Annotated in this window: 21 protein-coding genes and 1 pseudogene; 8 read left to right on the top strand and 14 right to left on the bottom strand. The window is 55.9% G+C overall.

The genetic code is table 11. The features are described from left to right. Positions 1–1,755: an LPS biosynthesis-modulating metalloenzyme YejM gene (gene yejM, locus HFD87_RS11450; protein ID WP_167423459.1), complete on the bottom strand. Its 1,755-nt coding sequence runs from the start codon at positions 1,753–1,755 to the stop codon at positions 1–3. 22 nt (positions 1,756–1,777) lie between these two features. Continuing rightward, positions 1,778–2,005: a YejL family protein gene (locus tag HFD87_RS11445; RefSeq protein WP_010248348.1), complete on the bottom strand. Its 228-nt coding sequence runs from the start codon at positions 2,003–2,005 to the stop codon at positions 1,778–1,780. A gap of 158 nt (positions 2,006–2,163) precedes the next feature. Between HFD87_RS11445 and yejK the strand changes: the two genes are divergently transcribed. Further along, a complete protein-coding gene (yejK, locus tag HFD87_RS11440) occupies positions 2,164–3,168 on the top strand; it encodes a nucleoid-associated protein YejK (RefSeq protein WP_010248346.1) in 1,005 nt (334 codons plus the stop codon). Positions 3,169–3,286: 118 nt separating this feature from the next. Here the strand turns inward: yejK and rplY are convergent, their stop codons facing one another. After that, complete coding sequence (gene rplY / locus HFD87_RS11435; RefSeq protein ID WP_003854168.1) at positions 3,287–3,571, bottom strand: 50S ribosomal protein L25; 285 nt, start codon at positions 3,569–3,571, stop codon at positions 3,287–3,289. Between the two features lie 176 nt (positions 3,572–3,747). Beyond that, positions 3,748–5,502, bottom strand: a complete 1,755-nt coding sequence (locus HFD87_RS11430; protein WP_163640006.1) for a DEAD/DEAH box helicase — start codon at positions 5,500–5,502, stop codon at positions 3,748–3,750. 155 nt (positions 5,503–5,657) lie between these two features. Here HFD87_RS11430 and rsuA point away from each other — a divergent pair, with 155 nt between their 5' ends. From rsuA to HFD87_RS11415, 3 genes are all read left to right on the top strand, one after another. Further along, on the top strand, positions 5,658–6,377 hold the full coding sequence (rsuA, locus tag HFD87_RS11425) for a 16S rRNA pseudouridine(516) synthase RsuA (RefSeq protein WP_010248342.1): 720 nt from the start codon (positions 5,658–5,660) through the stop codon (positions 6,375–6,377). Between the two features lie 49 nt (positions 6,378–6,426). Then, the gene (locus HFD87_RS11420; protein WP_010248339.1) at positions 6,427–7,623 is read left to right on the top strand and encodes a Bcr/CflA family multidrug efflux MFS transporter; all 1,197 of its coding nucleotides are present in this window, start codon (positions 6,427–6,429) and stop codon (positions 7,621–7,623) included. A gap of 294 nt (positions 7,624–7,917) precedes the next feature. Continuing rightward, positions 7,918–8,238, top strand: coding sequence for a hypothetical protein (locus HFD87_RS11415; protein ID WP_010248336.1), 321 nt, complete (start codon positions 7,918–7,920; stop codon positions 8,236–8,238). On the opposite strand, the gene yejF is transcribed toward HFD87_RS11415, so the two are convergent. The 9 genes from yejF to yeiP form a co-directional block, all read right to left on the bottom strand. Then, entirely contained in the window at positions 8,225–9,829 is a 1,605-nt protein-coding gene (yejF, locus tag HFD87_RS11410; protein ID WP_061703757.1) for a microcin C ABC transporter ATP-binding protein YejF, read from the bottom strand. The two genes, HFD87_RS11415 and yejF, sit on opposite strands and share 14 nt — an antisense overlap. Continuing rightward, on the bottom strand, positions 9,830–10,852 hold the full coding sequence (locus HFD87_RS11405; protein ID WP_163798755.1) for an ABC transporter permease: 1,023 nt from the start codon (positions 10,850–10,852) through the stop codon (positions 9,830–9,832). Continuing rightward, entirely contained in the window at positions 10,849–11,943 is a 1,095-nt protein-coding gene (locus HFD87_RS11400) for a microcin C ABC transporter permease YejB (RefSeq protein WP_167423458.1), read from the bottom strand. The genes HFD87_RS11405 and HFD87_RS11400 overlap by 4 nt, the downstream gene beginning before the upstream one ends. A gap of 11 nt (positions 11,944–11,954) precedes the next feature. Beyond that, a complete protein-coding gene (locus tag HFD87_RS11395) occupies positions 11,955–13,763 on the bottom strand; it encodes an extracellular solute-binding protein (RefSeq protein ID WP_167423457.1) in 1,809 nt (602 codons plus the stop codon). A 44-nt stretch (positions 13,764–13,807) separates the two neighbouring features. Further along, positions 13,808–15,370 carry a cyclic di-GMP phosphodiesterase gene (locus HFD87_RS11390; protein ID WP_167423456.1) on the bottom strand — a complete coding sequence of 521 codons (1,563 nt, stop codon included), beginning with the start codon at positions 15,368–15,370 and terminating at the stop codon, positions 13,808–13,810. Between the two features lie 222 nt (positions 15,371–15,592). Beyond that, entirely contained in the window at positions 15,593–16,168 is a 576-nt protein-coding gene (gene mepS / locus HFD87_RS11385; RefSeq protein WP_010248316.1) for a bifunctional murein DD-endopeptidase/murein LD-carboxypeptidase, read from the bottom strand. 512 nt (positions 16,169–16,680) lie between these two features. Further along, entirely contained in the window at positions 16,681–17,388 is a 708-nt protein-coding gene (locus HFD87_RS11380) for a phosphatase PAP2 family protein (protein ID WP_010671014.1), read from the bottom strand. 45 nt (positions 17,389–17,433) lie between these two features. After that, the gene (locus HFD87_RS11375) at positions 17,434–18,402 is read right to left on the bottom strand and encodes a GTP-binding protein (protein WP_167423455.1); all 969 of its coding nucleotides are present in this window, start codon (positions 18,400–18,402) and stop codon (positions 17,434–17,436) included. 76 nt (positions 18,403–18,478) lie between these two features. After that, the gene (yeiP, locus tag HFD87_RS11370; protein ID WP_003854146.1) at positions 18,479–19,051 is read right to left on the bottom strand and encodes an elongation factor P-like protein YeiP; all 573 of its coding nucleotides are present in this window, start codon (positions 19,049–19,051) and stop codon (positions 18,479–18,481) included. Between the two features lie 343 nt (positions 19,052–19,394). On the opposite strand from yeiP, the gene HFD87_RS11365 reads away from it, so the two are divergent. After that, on the top strand, positions 19,395–19,649 hold the full coding sequence (locus HFD87_RS11365; protein WP_031292689.1) for a YkgJ family cysteine cluster protein: 255 nt from the start codon (positions 19,395–19,397) through the stop codon (positions 19,647–19,649). A gap of 39 nt (positions 19,650–19,688) precedes the next feature. Here the strand turns inward: HFD87_RS11365 and HFD87_RS11360 are convergent. Further along, positions 19,689–19,925, bottom strand: a pseudogene (locus HFD87_RS11360) (PIN domain-containing protein); the annotation flags it as partial. A gap of 312 nt (positions 19,926–20,237) precedes the next feature. On the opposite strand from HFD87_RS11360, the gene fruB reads away from it, so the two are divergent. Genes fruB through fruA form a run of 3 tightly spaced genes read left to right on the top strand, consistent with a single transcriptional unit; the run spans position 20,238 to position 24,032 of the window. Continuing rightward, on the top strand, positions 20,238–21,368 hold the full coding sequence (fruB, locus tag HFD87_RS11355; protein WP_010248303.1) for a fused PTS fructose transporter subunit IIA/HPr protein: 1,131 nt from the start codon (positions 20,238–20,240) through the stop codon (positions 21,366–21,368). Further along, positions 21,365–22,303 carry a 1-phosphofructokinase gene (fruK, locus tag HFD87_RS11350; protein ID WP_010248301.1) on the top strand — a complete coding sequence of 313 codons (939 nt, stop codon included), beginning with the start codon at positions 21,365–21,367 and terminating at the stop codon, positions 22,301–22,303. The genes fruB and fruK overlap by 4 nt, the downstream gene beginning before the upstream one ends. A 16-nt stretch (positions 22,304–22,319) precedes the next feature. Continuing rightward, positions 22,320–24,032 (top strand): PTS fructose transporter subunit IIBC, encoded by a 1,713-nt coding sequence (fruA, locus tag HFD87_RS11345; protein WP_010248299.1) that lies wholly within the window; start codon positions 22,320–22,322, stop codon positions 24,030–24,032. Positions 24,033–24,466: the final 434 nt, after the last annotated feature.

The following is a 24,466-nucleotide window of genomic DNA, read 5'->3' as shown; positions in this document are numbered from 1 at the left end:
TCAGTTAGCGATAAACCGCTTCTCTTCAGTTAATACCTGCAACAGTAGCGCCAGTTCTGGCTTGTGATCTTTCAGGGCGTTGCCCTGCGCATCATAAGCGCGATAGCTGCCGTTATTGTTGAGTACCAGCGTCACCTGCGGCGTGGTAATCACCAGCTTATTCTCTTCGCTGCTGACGACCCAGTCATGGCGACGGCGCGCAGCAAACAGATCTTCACCCTGAGAGTAGTTCACTGGATTGGTCCGCACATGCAGCAGTCGCTGCATCAGCGTCGACATCACATCCTGATGATCAGAAAGGCGATCAACGGTCTGCGCGGGCGTATCAGGCCAGTGAATCACTAACGGCACCTGCAGAGTCTGGCGGTTTCCAGCGCTGTCAGGATTGCCATCCAATGCCAGTCCACGCTGCGCCGTAATCACCACCACCGTGTTCTTCAGTAAATCACGCGCCTGCAGGCTGCTGAGCACCGCGTGGATCTGCTCATCAACGGCAGGAGCCTGGCGCAGATAGCTGCGCTGACGCGCTTTTGCACTGTCGCCGGTGACGTCCGGGCCGTTCAGGGCAATCCATGAGAACCACGGTGCCTGTGAACCGTTCTGTTTCTCCAGCCAGTTCTGCCATTGCGCCACAGTACTGGCGTTGGGCTGGCTGGTGGTTGCAGGCAGTGAATAATCAGTCAGCAACGCCTGCCGGTAGAGCGGCGGATTAAAGCCTTCCGAGGAGAAGAGGCCAAACTGGTAACCCTGGGTGCTAAGCGCGCCCAGCAGCGCCGACGGCGTTCGGGATGCCAGAATACCGTTCATGTAGCTGGATGAGATCCCATAAAACAGGCCAAACAACCCTTTCTCCGGCGTATCACCCGCGCTGTAGTGCTGGGTAAAACGCACGTTCTCGCTGGCGAACTGATTAAGCTCCGGCAGCGCTTTGGCCAGCGTGGCGTTGTTCAGACCATCGACCGTCAGCACCAGCAGGTTGTTGCGTGTGCCGGCATCACGGAAAGTAATCTCGCTCAGCGGATATTCCACCGCCAATGCTTCCGGGTCGCCCTGCTGAATCAGCCGACGCTGATACTCCTGCGCATCCAGCAGACCATGACGCTCAAGGAAGCGGCGGGCGGTCATCGGGTAGGAGAGCGGCAGGTTGGCACGCTGCATCGTAATCGGACGATAGAAATTCGCATCGGCCCAGATATACATCAGGTGGCTGGCAAAGAAGGCGCTGATAAACAGGGCGGCGACAGGCTTACCAAACGAACGGCGATTCAGGCTGCGAAGCTTCTGCCAGCTCCAGGTCGCAAACAGCATCTCAACCAGGAAAATCAGCGGCACGCTGATAAACATCAGCTGCCAGTCGCGCGCCATCTCGCTCTGATCAGGGTTAATGACCAGCTCCCACACCACCGGATTCAGGTGCAGGTGGAAGCGGCTGAACACTGCACTGTCGACCATCACCAGCGTCAGCCCGGCGGTAGCGACCACCGCGGACAACACCCGCATCAGCCGTTGCGACATCACCACAAAGGTCAGCGGGAAGATAATCAGCAGATAGGCGGCAAAAACAACAAAACTGAAGTGGCCAACCCAGCTGGTATAGGCGTAGATGCGCCCCGCCAGCGAAGAAGGCCAGTCGGCGACCAACAGGTAGCGACTGCCTAAAATCAGCGCGAATAAGATGTTAAACAGAGCAAACCAGTGACCCCAACTGATCATCTGGGAAACTTTTTCGCGGTAGCGCTGCCGGTTGGTTACCATATTATGAAGTCAAATCAGCCAATTAATGGGCGTTATCGTCACGCACAGACGCCTGAAGGGCATCGGCGAAAGATCGTGCCAGTGAACGACGTTGCGCCGGAGCGACATCGCTGTTAATTAAGTTGGTCACCATATTTCCCAGAACCATCAGGGAGAGATCGGTGGGGGCTTTGTCCTTGTGCAGGATTTGGGCCATTTCCGCGAGGAGTTGTTCCACGCGTTCGTCACTGTAACGGGATGATTGTGCCATATCGTCGTCTAAGCTCATTTCAAAAGGCGATATATTACCGGAACAGCGCACTTTTTACCGCAATTTTATCGAAAGCAGCGCGTTCGCTATACGCATGGAGTTGAAAGCCGATGCTGGCGGTGTTTGAATACGCGCCTGTGCTAAAAGGAGAGTCTACCATGAGTCTGGATATCGACCAGATTGCCCTGCATCAGTTAATTAAACGCGATGAAAACCAGCTTGAACTGGCGCTGCGCGATTCGCTGCTGCCTGCCACCAACACGGTCAACGCGATGGTGGAGGAGTTACACCGGGTTTATAGCGCAAAAAGCAAAGCCTATGGCCTGTTCAATGCAGAGAGTGAACTGGCAGAAGCGCTGCGTAATTGTCGTAAGGGCAACGATGATTTTCTCGCTTTTAGCCGTGCCGCGACCGGTCGTCTGCGCGATGAGCTTGCAAAATACCCCTTCGCTGAAGGCGGCGTGGTGCTGTTTATTCACTACCGCTATCTGGCGGTGGAATACCTGCTGATTGCGGTGCTGAACAGCCAGTCCAGCATGCGCGTCAACGAGCAGATGGATATCAGCAGCACCCACTATCTTGACATCAATCATGCCGACATCGTGGCACGCATCGATTTAACCGAGTGGGAAACTAACCCGGAATCGACCCGTTACCTGACTTTCCTGCGTGGCCGGGTCGGACGTAAAGTGGCTGACTTCTTTATGGACTTCCTGGGTGCCGAAGTGGGATTAGACACCAAGGCGCAGAACCGCGGTCTGTTGCAGGCGGTAGATGACTACTGCAACGAATCGGAACTGGATAAGCAGGAGCGGCAGAACTATCGCCAGCAGGTCTACAGCTACTGCAACGAGCAGCTGCAGGCGGGCGAGGAGATTGCGCTGGAAGAGTTGTCGAGCGAACTGCCACCACTGGGTGAAAAAACGTTCCAGGCCTTTACCCAGGAGCAGGGGTATGAACTGGAAGAGAGCTTCCCGGCGGATCGCAGTACTCTGCGCCAGCTGACGAAGTTTGCCGGAAGCGGCGGGGGCCTGACCCTGAACTTCGATGCGATGTTGCTGGGCGAACGCATTTTCTGGGATCCGGCAACGGACACCCTGACGATTAAGGGCACACCACCCAATCTGCGCGATCAGCTGCAGCGCCGTACCAGCAGCAAATAAAAAAGCCGGGCTTAGCCCGGCTTTCATTCCCTGCACGCGGCGATCATTTCACCGGGCAGCGCCAAAAGAAAAGGGCCGGTTTCGCAACCGGCCCTTCTGCTTTCAACGAAGTTCGCGATTAAGCGCGAACGAAGTCGATGTGGAACAGTTTTGGCTTGAACGGGTGACGCTGAACAGCCTGAACTTTCACTTTAGTTTCTTTACCGTCAACTGACAGGGTCAGCACTTCGTCGTAGAAACCTGGCTTAGATTGCAGGTTCATTACGGAGTCGTGATCCAGGTCGATGGCAACAGCCGCTTCAGAACCACCGTAGATGATGGCCGGGAAACGGTTTGCTGTACGCAGGCGGCGGCTCGCACCCTTACCCTGCTCTTTACGTTCTACTGCATTGATAGTGAGCATTAATATATCTCTTTATTTAATTCCTGCTACAGGCGACCCAGTAACAGGCTGGTTATTCAATACCGCTGATGCACATGCAAAAGCGGGCGGCAGTATAGCCGTTATGCCGGGTGGTAGCAAACGATATACCCGCCAGCCGGGCTCGGCATCCGGTTAGCCGGACCCGATAGCGCTCATTAGCGCAGCTCATTGGCACGGCGATAGCGACCCTGATAATCGAACATTTTTTCGCGGATCTGCCAGAACTGACCTTTGGCCCGCGCCACCACAAAGTCGGGATGACGCAGCAGCGGCTGCAGCGCCAGCACGTCAGCGGCGCTTTGCCAGCCCAGCGGCACGCCGGGCGCGCGCTGATGCGGGCGCATAAAGAGCTGTTCAAACGCTTTGCGCTGGGCCGGTGTCTGCAGACGAAACCGTTCGCTGACGCTGGTGCCTTCCTCGTCATAATAGGTCGCCTTGAGCCATTCACCTTTGGCATCACGGCCCTGTTCCAGCGTCATGCCGCCACAGCGCAGCACCAGCGCATCTTTAAGCTTCAGCGCCGCTTTGAGCATATCGTCAGGATCGACCAATATTTTGTCGCACTGGTGACAGCGCCGGGCGGCAATATCATTCTCTGCGCCACAGTCGGGGCAGCTTTTAAAGCGGAAGCGGAAGTCACACTGTTCGCGCTCGCCCTCATCATCTTCCAGCACGCCCTGACAGCGTCGGCCAAAATGTTCGATAACCATGCCATCTTCGGTCGCCTTGCCCCAGAAGGTGTTGGCGAAACCGCAGGCGGGACAAAAAACCTGTACCGGCTGATTGTCGCTGGCCCCTTTGGGCGCGCCGACCTCGGGCGTAAAAAGATCGTGCGGATTACCGGCATAATCGAGAATCAGACAGTCGATTTTACCGGGCGAGAGCCGCAGGCCGCGTCCGACGATTTGCTGATAGAGGCTGACCGACTCGGTCGGGCGCAGAATCGCAATCAGATCAACGTGCGGAGCATCAAACCCGGTGGTCAGCACCGCCACGTTAACCAGGAATTTCAGCTGCTGCGCCTTAAAGGCCAGAATCAGAGCATCGCGCTCTCTGGCAGGCGTTTCGGCTGATACCAGCGCGCTGTTAGCGGGCAGCAGCCGCAAAATTTCATGCGCATGCTCCACCGTTGAGGCAAAAATCATCACTCCCAGTCGATCTTCAGCGAACTCCACGATCTGACGGATAATATGGGGCGTCACGCGCTGCTGCTGTTTCAGTTCACGATTAAGATCGGCTTCGCTGAACAAGCCGCTGCTTTGTGCCGTCAGGCGGCTGAAGTCATACTGCACCACCGGCATATCCAGTCGCTCCGGCGGCACCAGAAACTGATGTTTGATCATGTAGCGCAGCGGCAGTTCATAGATACAGTCGCGAAACAGCGATTTTTCGTCGCCACGCACCATGCCGTGATAGTGGAACTGATAAATCCAGCCTTTACCCAGCCGGAAAGGCGTGGCGGTCAGGCCCAGTAAACGCAGTTGCGGATTATGCTGACGCAGATGATTGAAGATCTGCTGATACTGACTCTCTTTATCATCACCGATACGGTGGCACTCATCGACAATCACCAGTGAAAAGGCGCTGTCGAACTGGTCGAGGTTACGCGCCACTGACTGCACGCTGCCAAACACCACTTTGCGCTGACTCTCTTTACGCTGAAGTCCGGCGGCAAAGATATCTGCCTCCAGCCCGTAAGCCTGATATTTACTGTGGTTCTGCGCTACCAGCTCTTTGACGTGCGCCAGCACCAGCACCCGGCCACGCGCCAGCCGTGCCAGCTCGGCAATGACCAGGCTCTTTCCGGCACCGGTCGGCAGCACAATGACTGCAGGCTGATGATGACGACGGAAATGCGCCACGGTGGCATTCACCGCATCCTGTTGATAGGGGCGTAAGGTAAAAGACATGATGCTCACTTTTGCAAAACTGGGGGTAATTATGCCATGAAAGTGCGGTAAACGCGCTGTCAGGCTGGCGCGGATCACGTTATACTTCCCGCACATTTTCAACGGTTAACCAGGCCGTTTCAGATTCCCTCCGCAGTAACAGGCAAAACGAATTCATGCGACTCGACAAATTCATCTCTCAGCAACTGGAAATCAGCCGCGCCATCGCCCATCGCGAGATCCGTGGCCAGCGTGTCACCGTTAACGGGGAAATCGTACGCGATACCGCGTTTAAACTGCTGCCCGACCACGAAGTCGTCTATGACGGCAACGTACTGCAGATGCAGACTGGTCCACGCTACTTTATGCTGAACAAACCGCAGGGTTACGTCTGCTCAACCGACGATCCCGATCATCCCACCATCATCTATTTCATTGAAGAACCGATGTCATTCAAACTGCACGCGGCGGGGCGTCTTGATATCGACACCACCGGACTGGTGCTGCTGACAGATGATGGCCAGTGGTCACACCGTATTACCTCGCCACGTCATCACTGCGAGAAAACCTACCGTGTGACCCTGGAATCACCGGTCAGTGACGATACCGCCGCGCAGTTTACGGCGGGCGTGCAGCTGCACAATGAGAAGAGCCTCACTAAACCGGCTCAGCTGGAGGTGATCACCCCGACAGACGTCCGGCTGACACTGAGCGAAGGCCGTTATCATCAGGTAAAACGGATGTTTGCGGCAGTAGGCAATCGGGTCCTTGAGCTGCATCGCGAGCGCATCGGTGACATCGTACTGGACGCCGATCTGGAACCGGGCGAATATCGTGCGCTGACAGAAGAAGAGATCGCCAGCATCGGTCTGCCGAAAGAGCTGCAGACAAAATAACCGGACGGGCCCGGCGGCCCGCATTACGACCATAAGGGCAGGAGAGGGTGTGCGTAAGGAAAAGAATTCGCCAACAGGACTGGTGGTCATCCTCGGTCTGTTAGCCATGCTGATGCCGTTGTCGATCGACATGTATCTGCCCGCCATGCCGCAGATTGCACGTGAGTTCGGCGTTTCAGCCGGTAGCGTGCAGATGTCGCTCAACCTCTACATTCTTGGCTTCGCGATTGGGCAGCTGATCTATGGGCCGCTGGCAGACAGCTATGGGCGTAAGCCGGTGATTGCGCTCGGCACCCTGATCTTTGCCTGCGCCGCCGCGGCCTGTGCGCTGTCGCAAACCATCGATCAGCTGATTACGATGCGCTTTCTGCATGGACTGTCGGCTGCCGCAGCCAGTGTGGTGATCAATGCGTTAATGCGTGACAGCTACTCGAAAGAGGACTTCTCCCGCATGATGTCCTTTGTGATGCTGATTACCACCATTGCGCCGCTGCTGGCGCCGATCATCGGCGGCTGGCTGCTGGTGCTCTGGAGCTGGCACGCCATCTTCTGGGCGCTCGCGGGCGCGGCATTAGTCACGACCGTGCTGGTGACCACGCAGATCCGTGAAACCCTGAAGCCGGAGCAGCGACAGCGGTTTCATCTGCGTACTACGCTCGGCAATTTCGTAACGCTGTTTCGCCACAAACGCGCGTTCAGTTACATGCTGTCGAGCGGTTTCTCCTTTGCCGGGCTGTTTACCTTTCTCAATGCCGGTCCCTTTGTTTACATCGAACTGAATCACGTTTCACCGCAAAACTTTGGCTACTACTTTGGCCTCAATGTGGTGTTTCTGTTTGTCCTGACGCTGATTAACAGCCGCGCCGTGCGCCGCTTTGGCCCGGTGGCGATGTTCCGGATGGGACTGCTGATACAGTTCTGTATGGGGATCTGGCTGCTGCTGGTCAGCGCCTTCAGCCTCGGCTTTTTGCCGCTGGTGATGGGGATCGCGATGTTTATCGGTTGCGTATCGATGGTCTCATCGAATGCGATGGCGGTGATTCTGGATGAGTTTCCACATATGGCGGGTACGGCATCGTCGCTGGCGGGCACCCTGCGTTTTGGCGTCGGGGCATTTGTTGGCGCACTGCTGTCGCTGGTGAGTTTCAACAGCGCCTGGCCAATGGTCGGCACGATTGCACTGTGCGCGACAATCTCTCTGCTGCTCTTTTTCTACGCTTCACGTCCCCGCACTGCGTCCCGGTAATCGGGCGCAGTGGTTTCCCTCTGCAATGACCTGCCGACTTGCACGCCTCCTGACTTTGTTTCGATATTGTGAAAATATTTAGTTAAAAAAGTAATCACAATGCAGCTAAAATGATTGTTAACGGCGTGTGAACGCGGTACATATAGGCTGAAGTGCGATGTGAGTCGCAAAAAATGCGCTTCTGCAATCCACACGGACGGGCCATTAAACCCTGTCCGGACTCAGCGGTTATCAGGCCGCTTCCAGCTGGGCTGCTTTGTGTTGCGACATAAACTCATCCGGGGAGAGTAAACTATGCTGCAACTTTCGATTGTGCATCGTCTGCCACAGCATTTTCGCTGGGCCAGCGATCACCACAGTGCTATCGAATCCGATGACACCACGCTGGACGAGCAGGATTTCGTTGCGCTGCGCTTGATCAGCCATGATGGCATTCCGGCGTGGGAGATTCTTCAGCAGCTAAAAGAGGTTCTGGCGGATATTCAGGTCGATTGTAAAGTGGCCGAGTGCGAAGGACAGCCCTGCCTGTTCATTCAGCGTCGTGACGAAAGCGCCACCAACTGCTGCCTGAAAAATCAGGGCGTAGCGATTGCCGAAACCTTTATCGCAGGTTGAGTTGCGCCGACTGCAGCAGCTCGCGGGTATACCCGGCCGCGGGTGAAGCAAACAACCTTTCACACTCTCCCTGTTCCACCACTTCTCCCTGACGCAGCACAATAAGCTGATGGCACAGGGCGCGCACCACATCCAGATCGTGACTGATAAACAGATAGCTGAGCTGCCGCTGCTGCTGTAAACGGCGCAACAGCGTCAGAATCTGCTTCTGCACCGTGCGATCCAGCGATGAGGTCGGTTCATCCAGCACCAGCAACTCTGGTTCCAGAATCAGTGCCCGCGCAATGGCAATACGCTGTCGCTGACCGCCCGAAAATTCGGCCGGATAACGGTGGCGACTTTCCGCTTCAAGCCCCACCTCCGCCATTACCTCGATGACCCGCTGCTCCTGTTGCGCACGGCTAAGTTCGGGCTGATGTACCGCAAGCCCTTCCGCAATGATCTGCTGCACTGTCATACGCGGATTCAGTGAAGAGTTAGGATCCTGAAACACCACCTGAATGCGCTGACGCAGCGGCAATAACTGACGACGTGACAGCTGATGCAGCGGCTGGCCGTCAAACCAGACTTCGCCGCGCGAAGCAATCAGCCGCAGCAGTGCCAGCCCGGTAGTGCTTTTACCTGATCCGGACTCGCCCACCAGCCCCAGACTTTCGCCGCGCCGCAGGCTGAAGCTCAGCCCGGAGAGCACCTGTTTCTCACCACTCTGCCGGCGGAACAGCCCGCGCCGCAGCGGAAAGCTGACCTGAAGATTATCGACCCGAAGAATGACCGGCGCGTCTGCGGGCAGCGGCAGCGCTTTTCCTTCCGGTTCGGCAGCCAGCAACTGCTGGCTGTAAGGGTGTTGCGGCTGATTCAGCAGGACCTGGCAGCGGTTCTGTTCGACGATGTGACCATTGCGCATCACGCTAACGTTATCCGCCAGCTGACGCACGATATTCAGGTTATGGGTGATAAACAGCATGCCCATATTCAGCTCTCGCTGCAGTTCACGAAGCAGCGTCAGGATTTGTGCCTGCACCGTCACATCCAGCGCGGTGGTTGGCTCATCGGCAATCAGCAGCTGAGGCTCGGTCAGCAATGCCATGGCGATCATCACCCGCTGACGTTCTCCACCCGAAAGCTGGTGGGGGAAATCATTGAGCCGGGTGGCGGGCTGCCGTATCCCGACCCGATCAAGCACGCTGAGAATTTCACCGCGTGCCGCCGGACGACGCAACCCGCGATGCAGCGACAGCACTTCATAGAGCTGCTTCTCCACGGTGTGCAGCGGATTAAGCGATACCATCGGCTCCTGAAAAATCATCGCGATCTGGTTGCCGCGAATCCCGCGCAGGCGCTGCTCGCGCGCGCGCAGCAGATCTTCACCGTTAAACAGAATCTCACCGCTGGGATAAACCACCGCAGCCTCATGCAGCAGTCGCATCACCGAGAGTGCCGTGACGCTCTTGCCGGAACCCGACTCGCCCACCAGCGCCAGCGTTTCGCCCGCGTCGATGCGCAGTGAAACGTCATTCACCACCTGGCGAAGCGTCTCGCCCTGACGAAAGGCGACCGAGAGATGATTGATGGCAAGCAATGGCGTGTTCATTCAGGCTCCTTTGCCCGGATCAAAAGCGTCGCGTACCGCTTCGCCAATAAAAATCAGCAGCGAAAGCAGGATCGCCAGGGTGAAAAAGCCCGCCAGGCCTAACCAGGGTGCCTGCAGGTTATTTTTGCCCTGCAGCAGTAACTCGCCCAGCGAGGGCGAACCCAGCGGCAGGCCAAAGCCGAGAAAATCGAGTGAGGTCAGCGTGGTAATCGATCCGCACAGAATAAACGGCAGAAAGGTCAGGGTGGCGACCATGGCATTTGGCAGCATGTGGCGCAGCATAATCCGGCCGTCGCTGACCCCCAGCGCCTGCGCCGCACGGATGTAATCAAAGTTTCGGGTACGCAGAAACTCGGCCCGGACCACGCTGACCAGGCTCATCCAGCCGAAAGCCACGGTGACCAGCAGCAGCCACCAGAAACCCGGCTGGATCACGCTGGAGAGGAGAATCAGCAGAAACAGCGCAGGCATGCCGGACCAGACTTCAATCAGCCGCTGCCCAATCAGGTCAATCCTGCCGCCGAAATAGCCCTGCAGCGCGCCGACCACAATTCCGATGACACTGGAGAAGAGCGTCAGCATCAGTCCGAACAGCAGAGAAATGCGCGTGCCATAGAGCAGGCGTGCCATCACGTCGCCGCCGTTGGCATCCGTGCCGAGCCAGTTCTGCGCAGAGGGCGGAGAGGGGAAGGGCACCTCGGTAGCAAAATTGATGGTGCTGTCGCTGAAACGAATCGGTGCCCATATTGCCCAGCCATTCTGCTCAATGCGCTGCCGCAGCCAGGGATCCTGATAATCCGCCGCTGTCGCCAGTGCGCCGCCATAGTCGGTCTCGCTGTAGTCAAACAGCAGCGGCACTGTCCAGCGCTGCTGGTAATGCACCAGCAGTGGCTTGTCATTGGCAATCAGTTCGGCACCCATCGACAGCAGAAAGATGATCAGAAAGATCCACAGCGACCAGTAGCCGCGCCGGTTATGACGAAAGCGCTGCCAGCGCTGTTGATTCAGCGGAGAGAGCCTCATGAGCGGCTCCCGAAATCGATGCGCGGATCGACCAGCGTATAGGTGAGATCACTGAGAATATTCATCAGCAAACCTATCAGCGTAAAAATATAGAGCGTGCCAAACATCACCGGATAGTCGCGTTGCAGAGTCGCATCATAGCCGAGCAGCCCAAGTCCGTTGAGTGAGAACATAACCTCGATCAGCACTGAACTGGTAAAGAACATGCTGATAAAGGTGGCGGGGAAGCTGGCGATCACCAGCAGCATCGCATTGCGAAACACATGGTGATAGAGAATACGGCGCTCCGGCACCCCTTTGGCGCGCGCAGTCACCACATAGAGCTTGCGGATCTCATCCAGAAACGCGTTTTTCGTCAGCATGGTCAGCGTGGCGAAGCCACCGATCACTGTCGCCAGCACCGGCAGGGCGATATGCCAGAAGTAGTCCAGCACTTTGCCATACCAGGGCAGTGTGTGGTGCTGCGCAGAGGTGAGCCCGCGCAGCGGAAACCAGTCCAGATAGCTGCCACCGGCAAATAGCACGATTAACATGATGCCGAACAGAAAAGCCGGGATGGAGTAGCCAATGATAATAAAAGCGCTGCTCCAGACATCGAAAGCGCTGCCATTGCGCACCGCTTTGCGGATCCCCAGCGGGATCGACACAAGGTAGATGATCAGTGTGCTCCATAATCCCAGACTGATCGAAACCGGCAGGCTCTCTTTGATCAGCCCGATCACCGAGGCACTGCGAAACAGGCTGTCGCCAAAATCCAGACGCAGATAATTCCACAGCATCTCGCCGTAACGCTGCCAGAGAGGTTTATCGAAACCGTAACGCTGTTTAATCTCAGCAATGAGTTCGGGATCCAGCCCGCGTGCGCCACGATACTGATTATCGGCCGGATTGAGATGACTGACGCTGGCGCGTGAACCGGCGCTGTCTGCGCCGCTGCCGGGCAGACCGGTTGTCTGACCAAACTGAATGTTAGCCAGCGCCTGATCGACCGGTCCGCCGGGCGCGATTTGCACGATAAAAAAATTAAGCGTGATGATCGCCCATAACGTTGGGATGATCAGCAGCAATCTGCGCAGAAAGTAAGCGGCCAACGGTGATCTCCTTAGCGTTTGCTGGCCGGCAGGCGTCCGGCTTTGTTTGTGTCGTACCACCAGTTTTCCAGTCCGACGCTGTAGGCTGGCTTGCGGGCAGGGTGAGAAAACTTATCCCAGTACGCCAGCCGCTGCTCTGCGTTGTACCACATCGGGATCATATACGCATTCCACAGCAGCACCCGGTCCAGCGCCTGGGCCAGCGGCCGCAGCGCGGCGGGATCACCCTGATGCGCCACAATCTGTTTCACGAAATGATCGACTACAGGCTCTTTGACCCGCGCGGTATTCCACGACGAGGCGATAAAGTCAGACTGCCACAGGATCTGCAGACTGGAGGTCGGGATCGGCATTGCACCATAGACCGTGGCAATCATGTCATAGTCGCCTTCGCGCCAGCGCCGCAGATACTGTGAGTTGTCGATCTGCCGCAGGTTTAGCGTAATGCCAAGCCGGGAAAGATTGTGCTGGAACGGTAACGCCCAGTCGGTATTGGTGCCACCGCGCAGCAGGAGTTCTATGGTAAACGGCTGACCGGTTTTATCATTGACCAGACGGCGATTTTTTATCTGCCAGCCCGCCTGTTTCAGCAGATCAGACGCTTTTAACAGGCTGGCGCGGTCATAGCCGCTGCCGTCGGTTTTGTGTGGCTGATAAGGCTGGCTGAACAGCTCAGGTGGCAGTTGCGCGCGCCAGGGTTCAAGCAGGGCCTGCTGCTGTGCATCCGGCACGCCGCTGGCCGCATACGCCGTGTTCTGGAAATAGCTGCTGGCGCGCTGCCAGGCACCGTAATAGAGCGCCTTGTTCATCCACTCGAAATCGAACATCAGTGACAGCGCCTGGCGCACGCGGCGATCCCGGAACAGCGGTTTTTCATTGTTGAATGCCAGCCAGCGGGTATCGATAGCGGCATCGTTAGGCGTGGTCTCTTTAACGATGCTGCCATCGTCAAAATTGCGGCCGCGATACTGGGTAGCCCATTTCTTTGCCGATGTCTCTTCACGCAGATCGTAAGCACCCGCCTTGAAGGCTTCAAATGCCACATTGTCATCCAGATAGTAGTCATAGCGCATTCGATCAAAATTAAAGCGTCCGCGATTGACCGGCAGATCAGCGGCCCAGTAATCTTTTACCCGGCTGAACTCAATAAACTGTCCCAGCTTCCAGCGAGTGATGCGATAGGGTCCGCTCGACAAGGGTGGCTCGCTTAACGGCTCATTAAACTTCTTATCGCGCCAGAACGACTCTGCGATAACCGGCAGCGTCAGTAAGCCAAGCAGCAGATCTTTATCCGGCTTCTGTGCCTCGATGCGCACAGTGAGATCGTTCAGCGCTTTAACGGTCACGCCACGGTAGGCGACGCGAAATTGAGGCACACCCTCGGTCATGAATTTCTGATAGGTGAACGCCACGTCGCGGGCGGTGATGGGTGTGCCATTCTGAAAACGGGCGCGGGGATTAAGGCGGATCTCAATCCACGTAAAATCGCTGGCGTAGCGCGCTGACTCGGCAATCAGCGGATAATAACTGCCAGGTTCATCGTCTGAGCTGGTGTAAAGCCCATCATAAAGCGTGCCGGTGTTAATGCCCGGATTACCGCGAGAAGCGTAGCGGTTGAAGTTGTCGTAAGTGCCCACCACCGCCATGGTGATGCTGCCGCCTTTGGGTGCGCGGGGATCGGCGTAGTCGTAATGGCTGAAGCCAGGCGGATATTTCGCTTCACCGGCCTGGGTGAACGCGTAGCTTTGCTGGACAGAGGCCGCCAGCAGCGGGGCGCTGAGCAGGCTGCACAGCAGCAGAAGTCCGGAACGAAACAGCATGCACTCTCCTGTCAGATGTCTGGCGCGATTCGGGCCAGGTAGTGTCAGGCGTTATGACGCCGGAAATAGTCTATCAGCGTTTCCGGCCGCAGCGGACGGCTAAAGATGTAACCCTGCAGATGGGTCACACCGCGGTTAATCAGCCAGGCAGCCTGCTCGCCGGTTTCTACCCCTTCGGCCACACTTTTCAGGTTCAGCTTCTTCGCCAGCTGCAGCACGGTATCGAGTACCGGCGAGGTCAGGCTATCCGTACCGATACTCTGAACAAAACCGCGATCGATTTTCAGATAATCAAAGTCATAACGTTCCAGATAGATCAGCGCGCTGTGACCGGTACCGAAATCATCAATGGCGATATGGATCTGCTGCTGATGCAACCAGTCAAACAGTTCTCCGACGTTTTCGTCGCGCACCATGGCTCGCTCGGTGATCTCAAACACGTAAGTAAAGTGGTCCGCAGGCATGGTATCAAGCCAGCGCAGCACATCCTGACGGAAACCGCTGTCAGCCAGATGCAGGGGCGAAATGTTGAGGCTGAGGCAGGCATGACGGGGAATGGTATGACACAGCAGGTGGGCATCACGGGAAACAAGCTGAAACAGATGTCGGGTCAGGGGAATAATCAGGTTCTGCGCCTCGGCATAGTGAATAAACACATCGGGCGGAATCGGGCCTTTCGTCGGGTGGGTCCAGCGCAGTAACGCTTCCATCCCATACGGCTGACCATCATGGGAGGTGACCAGCGGCTGATATTCGACGTGAAATTCACCGCGCTTCATGCCCCGAATCAGCTCTTTACCAGGGCGCTGATAAACCGACAACAGCAGCCAGCAAGCGCCTGAAACCAGCAGCGACAGTAGCAGGCCGCTCAGCAGGATATTCTGATAATCGCTGAACGCCAGAGTGGAACCGTACAACACAAACTGCAGCGGATAGCCTGTCAGCGTCTGCCGGTGCAGCGGCGTCGGCAGGTTTTTATTCTGCATGACGACGGATTGCCAGCTGGTTAAGGCACTGCGTTGTGCCACCAGTGCCATACCGGTGATTTCCGGATGCCCGGACGCCAGCAGCTGATAGGGTGCCAGGGTAATATTCAGCGTCGCGAAAACGCCTGACTGCACGCTGCCGGGATTTTTGATCCACAACGCCAGCGCCGGTTTATTGGGCTGCAACGGCGTGCCCGGCATCAGCTGCAGATCGATATCACGCGAAATATCACTCAGGGGCGCAATCACATTGAGCGGCAGATTAAAACTGCCGGTGGCCGAGGAGCAAAAGGCATTACCTTCTTTAACCAGCAGGATGGCACGAAGATTTCCGGCAAAGGCGGCGCGTGAGGTAAGTTCACGATTGATGGTATTGCAGGCAGTGTGGGTAAACGGAAGCAGGGGACTGAGAGTACTGTTAATCAGGCTGGAGAGCGTTTGCTGTAATGCCGTGCGGCTGTTCTCCAGCAGTTGCTGATGCTGTCGTTCGCGCTTCTGCCAGGTCTGGTGAAGCGAGAGTGCAGCAAATAACAGAAAGAATAAGCCGCCAGCCATCGCACTACTCCATGCGATACGGCGAGGATAGGTGGCATGGCGCCGTAGCGCCCCCGACAGTGGCATGAGGAGCTTCCCCTAATCAAATTATTATTATGTTATTGCGCACGACGGCTTCGGTTTAAGCGACCGAGAATATAACGAGACGGCGGGAAATGTCTTGCTATTAATCTGAGTCAGAATGCTTTTATCTTATATAACTGCTGGTAAAAATGATTAAAGGCGAAAAAAAACGCTGCATAAGCAGCGTTTCATGTTCTCTGGCTGAGAGAAGATCGAAAGTGGTTATCAGGTCGGGTTACGACTTAATACACGGCGTCCTTCACGGTAGCGCTTTTTCCAGTAATCATCATTCAGACTGGAGATCATCACGCCACTGCTGGTCGAGGCATGAACGAAGTTATCGTTGCCAAGATAGATGCCAACGTGACGGCCCGTAGAGCCTGCACGGAACATCACCAGATCGCCGGGACGCAGTTTACTGCGGGTAATCTCTTTACCGGTGTCCTGCTGCTGAGAGGTAGAACGCGGTAATTCTAAGCCAAACTGATCGCGGAAGGTGCGTTGTACAAAGGCGGAACAATCGATCCCGCGTTTAGTATCGCCACCGAGGCGATAGCGCACACCTTTCCAGACGGCGTATTGTTCCATGATGCGCGACTTAACGTCGACATTACGCACCATTTCTTCAAACTCATCCTGAGACGCCTGAAGTAAAAAACCATTGTGGTTGTTAACTTCATGATTCTCGTTATTCGCGTTTTGACTGCTATGGGTACTGCTACAAGCTGAGAGGAGTGTTGCCAGCGCCACTGCGGGCACGATCCGCAAGATATATCTCAGTATTGGTTGAGACTTGACCATTATTCGGGTTTTCCTTCGATTTCCTTACGACAAGATTGTCGCCAGCCAGATGACAAAACAGGGAGATTAATAAGCGAAACAGACTAAGACAAATCCTTAATTACTAAAATGTGTTAATGGACACATTTTAACGGTAAAAAATCCGAATTTTCTGCCGCTTTTGCCTCACTGCGACTGAGGTTAACTGATTACAGACGCCGTGGCGAGTGCTTTTAATCAATTTCATATAGGTTTTTTTGATGTGAAATCAAACCGTAACACACTGACTACTTTAGCTACAATTGTGGTCAAATGATGGTGAGAACAGGGAGTTAAAGGGGGGCTAATTCGGGGCATAGCCGCTATTTTTAGAGTTTTCTTTATTGACAGAGGATATTGGCGACTATTTGACCTGCCAGCAGGGTCATAACCTTTTCTTTTCGTGAATTTAATTAGCAGGCTAATAGTGATGAGGTGTTTTTTATAAGCGCGGGCGGTTCAAACCAAGGGTTTAAATCGTCCGCGCTTAACATTTACGTCACGGGCTTATATTTACCCGGCAATTTGCGATAAAACCAGTTAACCAATACGTCACTGGCTGGCGTTAATAGCCACCAGCTCAGACCCACTAATACCACCGACATTGAACCGACGGCAACATCGGTAAACCAGTGCGCACCGGCCATGATGCGTGGCAGTGAAAATATCACCACAATAGCCGTGGCAATTAAAAAGCGGCTGAAACCAAAATAACGCCAGATAAAGCAGGCGAAAATGATCAGCATCATACCGTGGTCGCCAGGGAAGCTATCTTTTGAAGCATCTTTTGCGGGAATACCGGTCAGTTCACTGACGCGATGCACGTTTTCGAAGAACAGTGTCGGACTGGAGTGTTTAACCGGCAATAAATGGCCCAGCTGATTGAGGACGACGGCGGTCAGCAGCATGGTGATGCCGATTGCCAGCATCCGGCGCTGCGCCTGTGGCGTTTCGCGCCGCCAGATCGACAGGTAAAGCAGACCCATCGCCAGCAATGACACCGCATCAAAACCACGGTAATTCGTGATAGCGACGATCAGCGCGAACAGCGGATGGGTCACCATCTGGCTATTGAAGCCAAAGAAAATAGATTTATCGACGCCGAACCAGAAGCCATGTTCCGGGGGCAGATACCATGACAGAAATAGCACCACGCCCAGTGCATTAAGCAGCAGGATAGTAATAAGGCGAGTTACGCGCATAGTTAAACTCATTATTATTAAAAATAACCGCCGACAATACCTCTGTCAGCGTAAACGGCACTTCAACAATGCCGATTGTAGTCGATTCCAGTCAGCCTGTTGAGAATGAATGATCTCAATGCGGCTATCGGATGGCGGTGAGGGGAGTGTTTCACTCTGCAGCTCATTTGCCTGGCGATTGATGCGCAGAGCGCCTTCTTTCGTGCGCATCACTCCTTTAACGCGATCTACCGGCGCCTGCCGAACCCATTCCAGCAGCGTGCCGCTGTCGAACAGCGTATCACCATCAAACAGCCAGCCGCAGGCGCTATAGCCCTGTCCGTGGTTCAGCGCCCGACGCCAGCGCGCCTCGCCATTCAGTCGCAACGCCGCCAGACCGCTGGTGGGACCCGACGAATGATGGTGCTGCGGCACGGGAAGCTCGCGCGGCTGCCGGGGTGTATCCAGCAGGGAAAGGGGGATCTGACCAAATTCTGTCTCTATCAGAGGGCGCGCAGGCTGCATCTGCTGCTGCCAGTCAGCCAGGCGCTGACGATCCGCCTGATCCCAGCAGTCGCGCTTATTAGCGATAATAAGGTCGGCGGCAGCCAGCTGATCGCGGAAGTTTTCATTGGCAACGATACGAGGATCAGCCAGCTGACGCGCATCCAGCAGCGTTAGTGTGGCATTCAGTTGCAGCCACGACTGATAGACGGGCGCACTCAACATCTCCAGCACCTGACGAGGATGGCCCAGGCCGGTTGGCTCGATCAGCAGCCGATCGGGTTTACTCTTCAGCAGCATATTCAGCCCGACCTGCATCGGCAGGCCATTCACACAGCACAGGCAGCCGCCGGGGATCTCTTTCAGCGTGGCACCGCTATCGGCCAGCAGGGCGCCGTCGATCCCGATCTCGCCAAATTCATTAACCAGCACCGCCCAGTTTTCCCCGGACGGCCTGGCAGCCAGCAGATGGCAGAGCAGCGTGGTTTTGCCGCTGCCCAAAAAACCGGTAATCAGATTAACGCGTGTCATGGGGGTGACTCCTGCCGGGGAATAACGTGATAATGTAATAATATAACACTATCACGATCGGCAGCAGGCTTCTGATTTAGTCTGCGCGGCCCATATAGCGGCGTTCAGCAATGTGGATGCGGATGCGGTCACCGTTGCTGAGGTATTCCGGTACCTGAATTGAGAGGCCTGTACTCATACCGGCGGGTTTGGTGCGAGCGCTGGCAGAAGCACCTTTAATGCCTGGTGAAGTATCCACGATCTCCATATCCACGGTTTGTGGCAGTTCCAGCGCCAGCACCTGACCTTCCATCGTCAGCACGTGAATGCCAGGGATACCGCCTTCAGGGATAAACAGCAGCTCTTCTTCAATCTGCTCCTGTTTAAAGGAGTAGGGGGTGTAATCCTCATCATCCATAAAAATATATTCGTCACCATCTATATAAGAGAAGGTCACGCTGCGACGGCTGAGCGAAATCGCATCAATAATCTCGTCGCCTTTAAAGCGCTCTTCCACTTTTAAACCGGTGCGGACATCGGTAAAGCGCATTTTATACAGGGTGGCGGCACCGCGTGCGCTGGGGCTCTGGACATCAATATCTTTAACCAGCAGCAGTTTACCGTTGTGCGTGACGGCCATCCCTTTTTTGATTTCATTGGCTTTTGGCATTGCTGTTCTCGCTATCTTGAGAGTGAAGTGCGCGCAACGTTACTCGCGCCGATGAAAACTGGCAATATCACCGGCGTGAAATTTTGTCTCAGGCCGCGGCTTTCATGGCAATTGCCGCCCCGGACTGCTATTGTCGCCGCGACTTTCTCTGCCGGGGCACAGCATGCAATGCCGTAGCCAGGGCGGTGCCTGTTGCACAGCGCGCTCTATTTCTTCACCGATTTCTGACAGGGGTAACAGTGAACGATTTAAGCAGGAAGTTAAGAGCTGAAGGGTGTGGTGTCGCTCCCTCTGAGGTTCTGTTACTGTCTGTTGTATCCTGAAGGTCGCGTGAGAGGTATTAATGCAGTGTCGTATTGATTGTGGTGCCTGCTGCATCGCGCCGTCAATCTCCAGCCCCATCCCCGGAATGCCGCAGGGTAAACCCGCGAATGTCCGATGCATTCAGTTATCGGATGAAAATTTGTGCATGATTTTCGGTTCAGATTTAAGGCCGAAAGTATGCGGAAGTCTGCAACCTTCAGTTGATATGTGTCTTACAGACCGTACCTCAGCCATGACCTACCTGATTGAGCTTGAAGCCAGCACTCGTGCCTGAGAACTCTCCCACCGCTTAGATTTAATCCCGCGTCAGCGGTTAGCTGACCCAGTCTTCCAGCTGCAATCCGGGTACCCGTTCAAACTCGCGTGTGTTATTGGTCACCAGAATAGCCCTGGCCGCAATGGCATGCCCGGCAATCGCGGTGTCGTTGGGACCAATGGGCGTTCCGGCAGCAGCCAGCGCCGCTTTGATTTCAGTAGTTGCATCTACCGCTGCGCGATCCCATGAAAGCACAGCATCAAGACGTGCGCAGAATGCATCTACCAATTGCAAACGTATCTGCTGTAAACCGAAGCGGATACCGCGCCATCAGGCGCTGACGCTGCTGAAGTTTTTCGGTCCACCCATTCTCACTTTACAGCAGCAGCGTCAGCCTGTTCGCCCGCTAATCACCTAAACCTGCCCGAAATGTGCGTAACGTCAAAAATCTGCTACGCCATTTGCGCATTTTCTTGCCTGGCGAAAGCGGCTGTACCACAATCCCTGAAACGTTTCAGCGGTGACTGCGCCATCTGTTTTCCTCAGAATGGCGTAAAATCTTTCCCACTAGCTGAAACGATTCAATCTCAGCAAGCGAGGAGAATTATGTTCCAGCTCGAATTGCAGGCCATCCATACCGGAGCCAGCGCCCAGAATAAAGAAGAGGCCATTCGTCAGGTTGCTGCCGCGTTAACCGCGGCGGGCAATGTGACCGAAGGGTACGTCAACGGCATGCTGGCGCGCGAACAGCAGACCTCAACCTTTCTTGGCAACGGCATCGCAATCCCTCATGGCACCACCGATACCCGCGATCTGGTGCTGAAAACCGGCGTTCAGGTTTTCCAGTTTCCGCAGGGCATTGCCTGGGGTGACGATCAGACAGCCTATGTTGCCATCGGGATTGCCGCTAAGTCGGATGAACATCTGGCGCTGCTGCGTCAGCTGACCCATGTGCTGAGCGATGACACCATTGCAGAACAGCTAAAAACCGCCTCTGCTGAAGATCTTCGTGCGTTGCTGATGGGCGAGAAACAAGCCGCTGAATTCAGCTTCGACACCTCCTTAATCACGCTCAACGTGGCTGCCAGCGATCTGATCACCCTCCAGGCGATGAACGCCGGTCGGCTGCAGTCCGCTGGTGTGGTGGATGCCAGCTACGTCGCAGACGTGGTTTCAACGCCTCCGCTGAATCTGGGTCAGGGTATCTGGCTCAGCGACAGCAGCCTCGGCAACCTGCGCAGCGGCGTGGCTATCAGCCGCGCTGAACATGCCTTCGACCATCAGGGCGAATCGGCTGCGATGTTAATCAGCGTTTCGGCGACCGATGAACGTCCGTTGGAAGTGTTGGGTTACCTCAGCGCCTTGCTGCAGCAGGGCAAAGCGGATCGTCTGTTGAAAGCGGATGCTGCAGGCGTTTACGCACTGCTCACCAGCGAAGTCGATGAGCAGGCTGACGTGCTGACGGCTGAATTTACTATTCGCAACGAACACGGCCTGCATGCCCGTCCGGGCACGGCGCTGGTTAGCGTGATCAAGCAGTTCAACAGCGACATTACCGTGACCAATCTCGACGGCAGCGGCAAACCCGCTAATGGCCGTAGCCTGATGAAAGTGGTTGCGCTGGGCGTGAAGAAAGGCCATCGCCTGCGCTTCACCGCCAGCGGTGAAGATGCACAGCAGGCGCTGAACGCGATTGAAGAAGCGATCACCAGTGGTCTGGGTGAGGGGGCATCATGAGCAGACGCGTCGCCACCATTACGCTGAACCCGGCGTATGACCTGGTGGGTTATACCCCTGAAATTGAACGTGGCGAAGTTAACCTGGTGAAAACCACCGGGCTGCATGCTGCGGGCAAGGGCATCAACGTAGCCAAAGTACTTAAGGATCTGGGTATCGATGTCACCGTCGGTGGCTTCATGGGGAAAGAGAATCAGGACGGTTTCCAGCAGTTGTTCAGTGAGCTGGGCATAGCCAACCGTTTCCATGTCGTGCCTGGCCGTACCCGTATCAACGTTAAACTCACTGAACAGACCGGTGACGTCACCGATCTGAATTTCTCCGGTTTTCAGGTGACGGCGCAGGACTGGGATCGTTTTACTACCGATTCTCTGACCTGGCTGGGCCAGTTCGATATGGTCTGCGTCAGCGGTAGCCTGCCTGAGGGCGTCGACCACGATGCCTTTACCCGCTGGATGACCGAACTTCGCACCCACTGCCCATGCATCATCTTTGACAGCAGCCGCGAGGCGCTGGTGGCAGGACTGAAGGCGGCACCGTGGCTGGTTAAACCTAACCGACGTGAGCTGGAAATCTGGGCCGGTCGCAAACTGCCAACCCTGCAGGATGTGATTGGCGCTGCGCACGAACTGCGCGAGCAGGGTATCGCCCATGTGGTGATTTCGCTGGGCGCAGAAGGTGCTCTGTGGGTCAACGCTTCTGGCGAATGGATCGCTAAACCGCCGGTGTGCGAAGTGGTCAGCACCGTGGGTGCAGGCGACTCAATGGTTGGTGGCCTGATTTATGGCCTGCTGATGCGCGAATCCAGCGAACACACGCTGCGTCTTGCGACTGCCGTGGCGGCGATGGCCGTCAGCCAGAGCAATGTTGGCGTTTCCGATCGTACTCAGTTGGCCGCAATGATGGCGCGCGTCGACTTACAACCCGTTAACTGACAGCAGGAGAGCGATAATGAAAACGCTGCTGATTAAAGACCCTACACTGGGACTGGCTTCCGCATATATGGCACAACAGCGTCTGGCGGCTGCCGCCGCTGCGGCGGGCCTGACCCTGACTGATAATCCTGCCGACGCTGAGCTGGCGATTGTGCTGGGCAAAAACGTGCCGGACGATGCGGCGCTGAACGGCAAAGCGGTCTGGCTGGGCGATATCCAGCTGGCAGTACGTGAGCCAGAAACCTTCCTGAACCGCGCGAAAGCAGAAGCGAAAACCTGGCAGGCACCGGCTGCGGTAGCAACACCTGAAGCAGGCGCACCTGCTGCACCGGCTCAGGCTGGCGCGCAGAAACGCGTCGTCGCGGTGACCGCCTGTCCGACCGGCGTGGCGCATACCTTTATGGCTGCCGAGGCCATTCAGGCTGAAGCGACCCGTCGCGGCTGGTGGGTGAAAGTTGAAACCCGTGGTTCAGTGGGTGCCGGTAATGCGATCACTCCGGAAGAAGTCGCTGCCGCCGATCTGGTGATCGTCGCAGCTGATATCGAAGTCGACCTGGCGAAATTTGCCGGTAAGCCGATGTACCGTACCTCAACCGGTCTGGCGCTGAAGAAAACCGCGCAGGAGCTGGATAAAGCGGTAGCAGAAGCGAAGCCGTATAAAGCGGCGGCTGGCGGACAGAACAATAGCAGTGAAGAAGAGAAGAAAGGCGGAGCAGGGGCTTATCGTCACCTGCTGACCGGTGTTTCTTACATGCTGCCGATGGTGGTCGCAGGTGGTCTGAGCATCGCGCTGTCGTTTGCCTTTGGTATCACGGCGTTTAAAGAGCAGGGCACGCTGGCTGCGGCGCTGATGCAAATTGGTGGTGGCAGCGCCTTTGCCCTGATGGTGCCGGTGCTGGCGGGCTTTATCGCCTTCTCCATCGCTGATCGTCCGGGTCTGACGCCGGGTCTGATTGGCGGTATGATCGCCACCAGCATTAACGCAGGTTTCTTAGGCGGTATTATCGCGGGCTTTATTGCCGGTTATGCGGCGAAGCTGATCAGTGGCAAAGTTAAACTGCCGCAGAGTATGGAAGCGCTGAAACCGATACTGATTATTCCCCTGTTCGCCAGTCTGATCACCGGTCTGCTGATGATCTACGTAGTGGGTAAACCGGTTGCTGGCATCATGAACGGCCTGACGCACTGGCTGGCCAACATGGGAACGGCGAATGCGGTCCTGCTGGGTGCCATTCTGGGCGGCATGATGTGTACCGATATGGGCGGTCCGGTAAACAAAGTGGCTTACGCGTTTGGCGTCGGGTTACTGAGTTCGCAGACCTATGCGCCAATGGCAGCCATTATGGCAGCCGGTATGGTGCCACCGCTGGCGATGGGGCTGGCGACGCTGGTTGCCCGTCGTAAATTCAATAAAGGTCAGCAGGAAGGTGGTAAAGCAGCACTGGTTCTGGGTCTCTGCTTTATCTCTGAAGGCGCGATTCCGTTCGCTGCCCGTGACCCGATGCGCGTTCTGCCTTGCTGTATCGTTGGCGGTGCAACCACCGGCGCGATCTCCATGGCGATTGGCGCAAAACTGATGGCTCCGCACGGTGGACTGTTCGTGCTGCTGATCCCTGGCGCGATTACCCCGGTTATCGGCTATCTGATGGCGATCATCATCGGTACTGCGATTGCGGGTCTGAGCTATGCGGTACTGAAACGTCCGGAAGAGCAGCTGGTGAAAGCCTGATTTGCAGAAGTGCATAATCTGCTGAAGTGAAAATAACAGGGAGCCGGATGGCTCCCTGTTTGCTTTTACAGACGGTTCCCGAAGTCAAAGCGACGGGAGCATACGACTGGAGTAAAGCATCGCGGGCCATGGACAAAAAGCCGGGAGCGTTTTGAACAACGCAAAGCGTTGGCCCGGCTGCGGGCGCACCTCAGGGATGAGGTGCGTAATCGCCCGCGCTGCGCCTGCCAGGGATGGCGTTTTTTTGCGTCTTTACGGAAGGCGTATGCTCCCTGAGCCAGCGTTCTCTCTAAACGAAAAGGGAGCATGCCAGCCAGTTAAGCGACAGGTGATAACGCAGTCTGGTGCCGCTCAGGTGCTGGCGGTCCTCGCGCCGCTGCGCGGTTCCTTCACTTCATTCGCCTGCCTGACGGACCGCCGGGGATGGCACATCC

Source organism: Pantoea sp. EKM21T, from assembly GCF_011800405.1.
GTDB lineage: Bacteria > Pseudomonadota > Gammaproteobacteria > Enterobacterales > Enterobacteriaceae > Pantoea > Pantoea agglomerans.
This window is presented reverse-complemented; position numbering and strand designations above follow the sequence as displayed.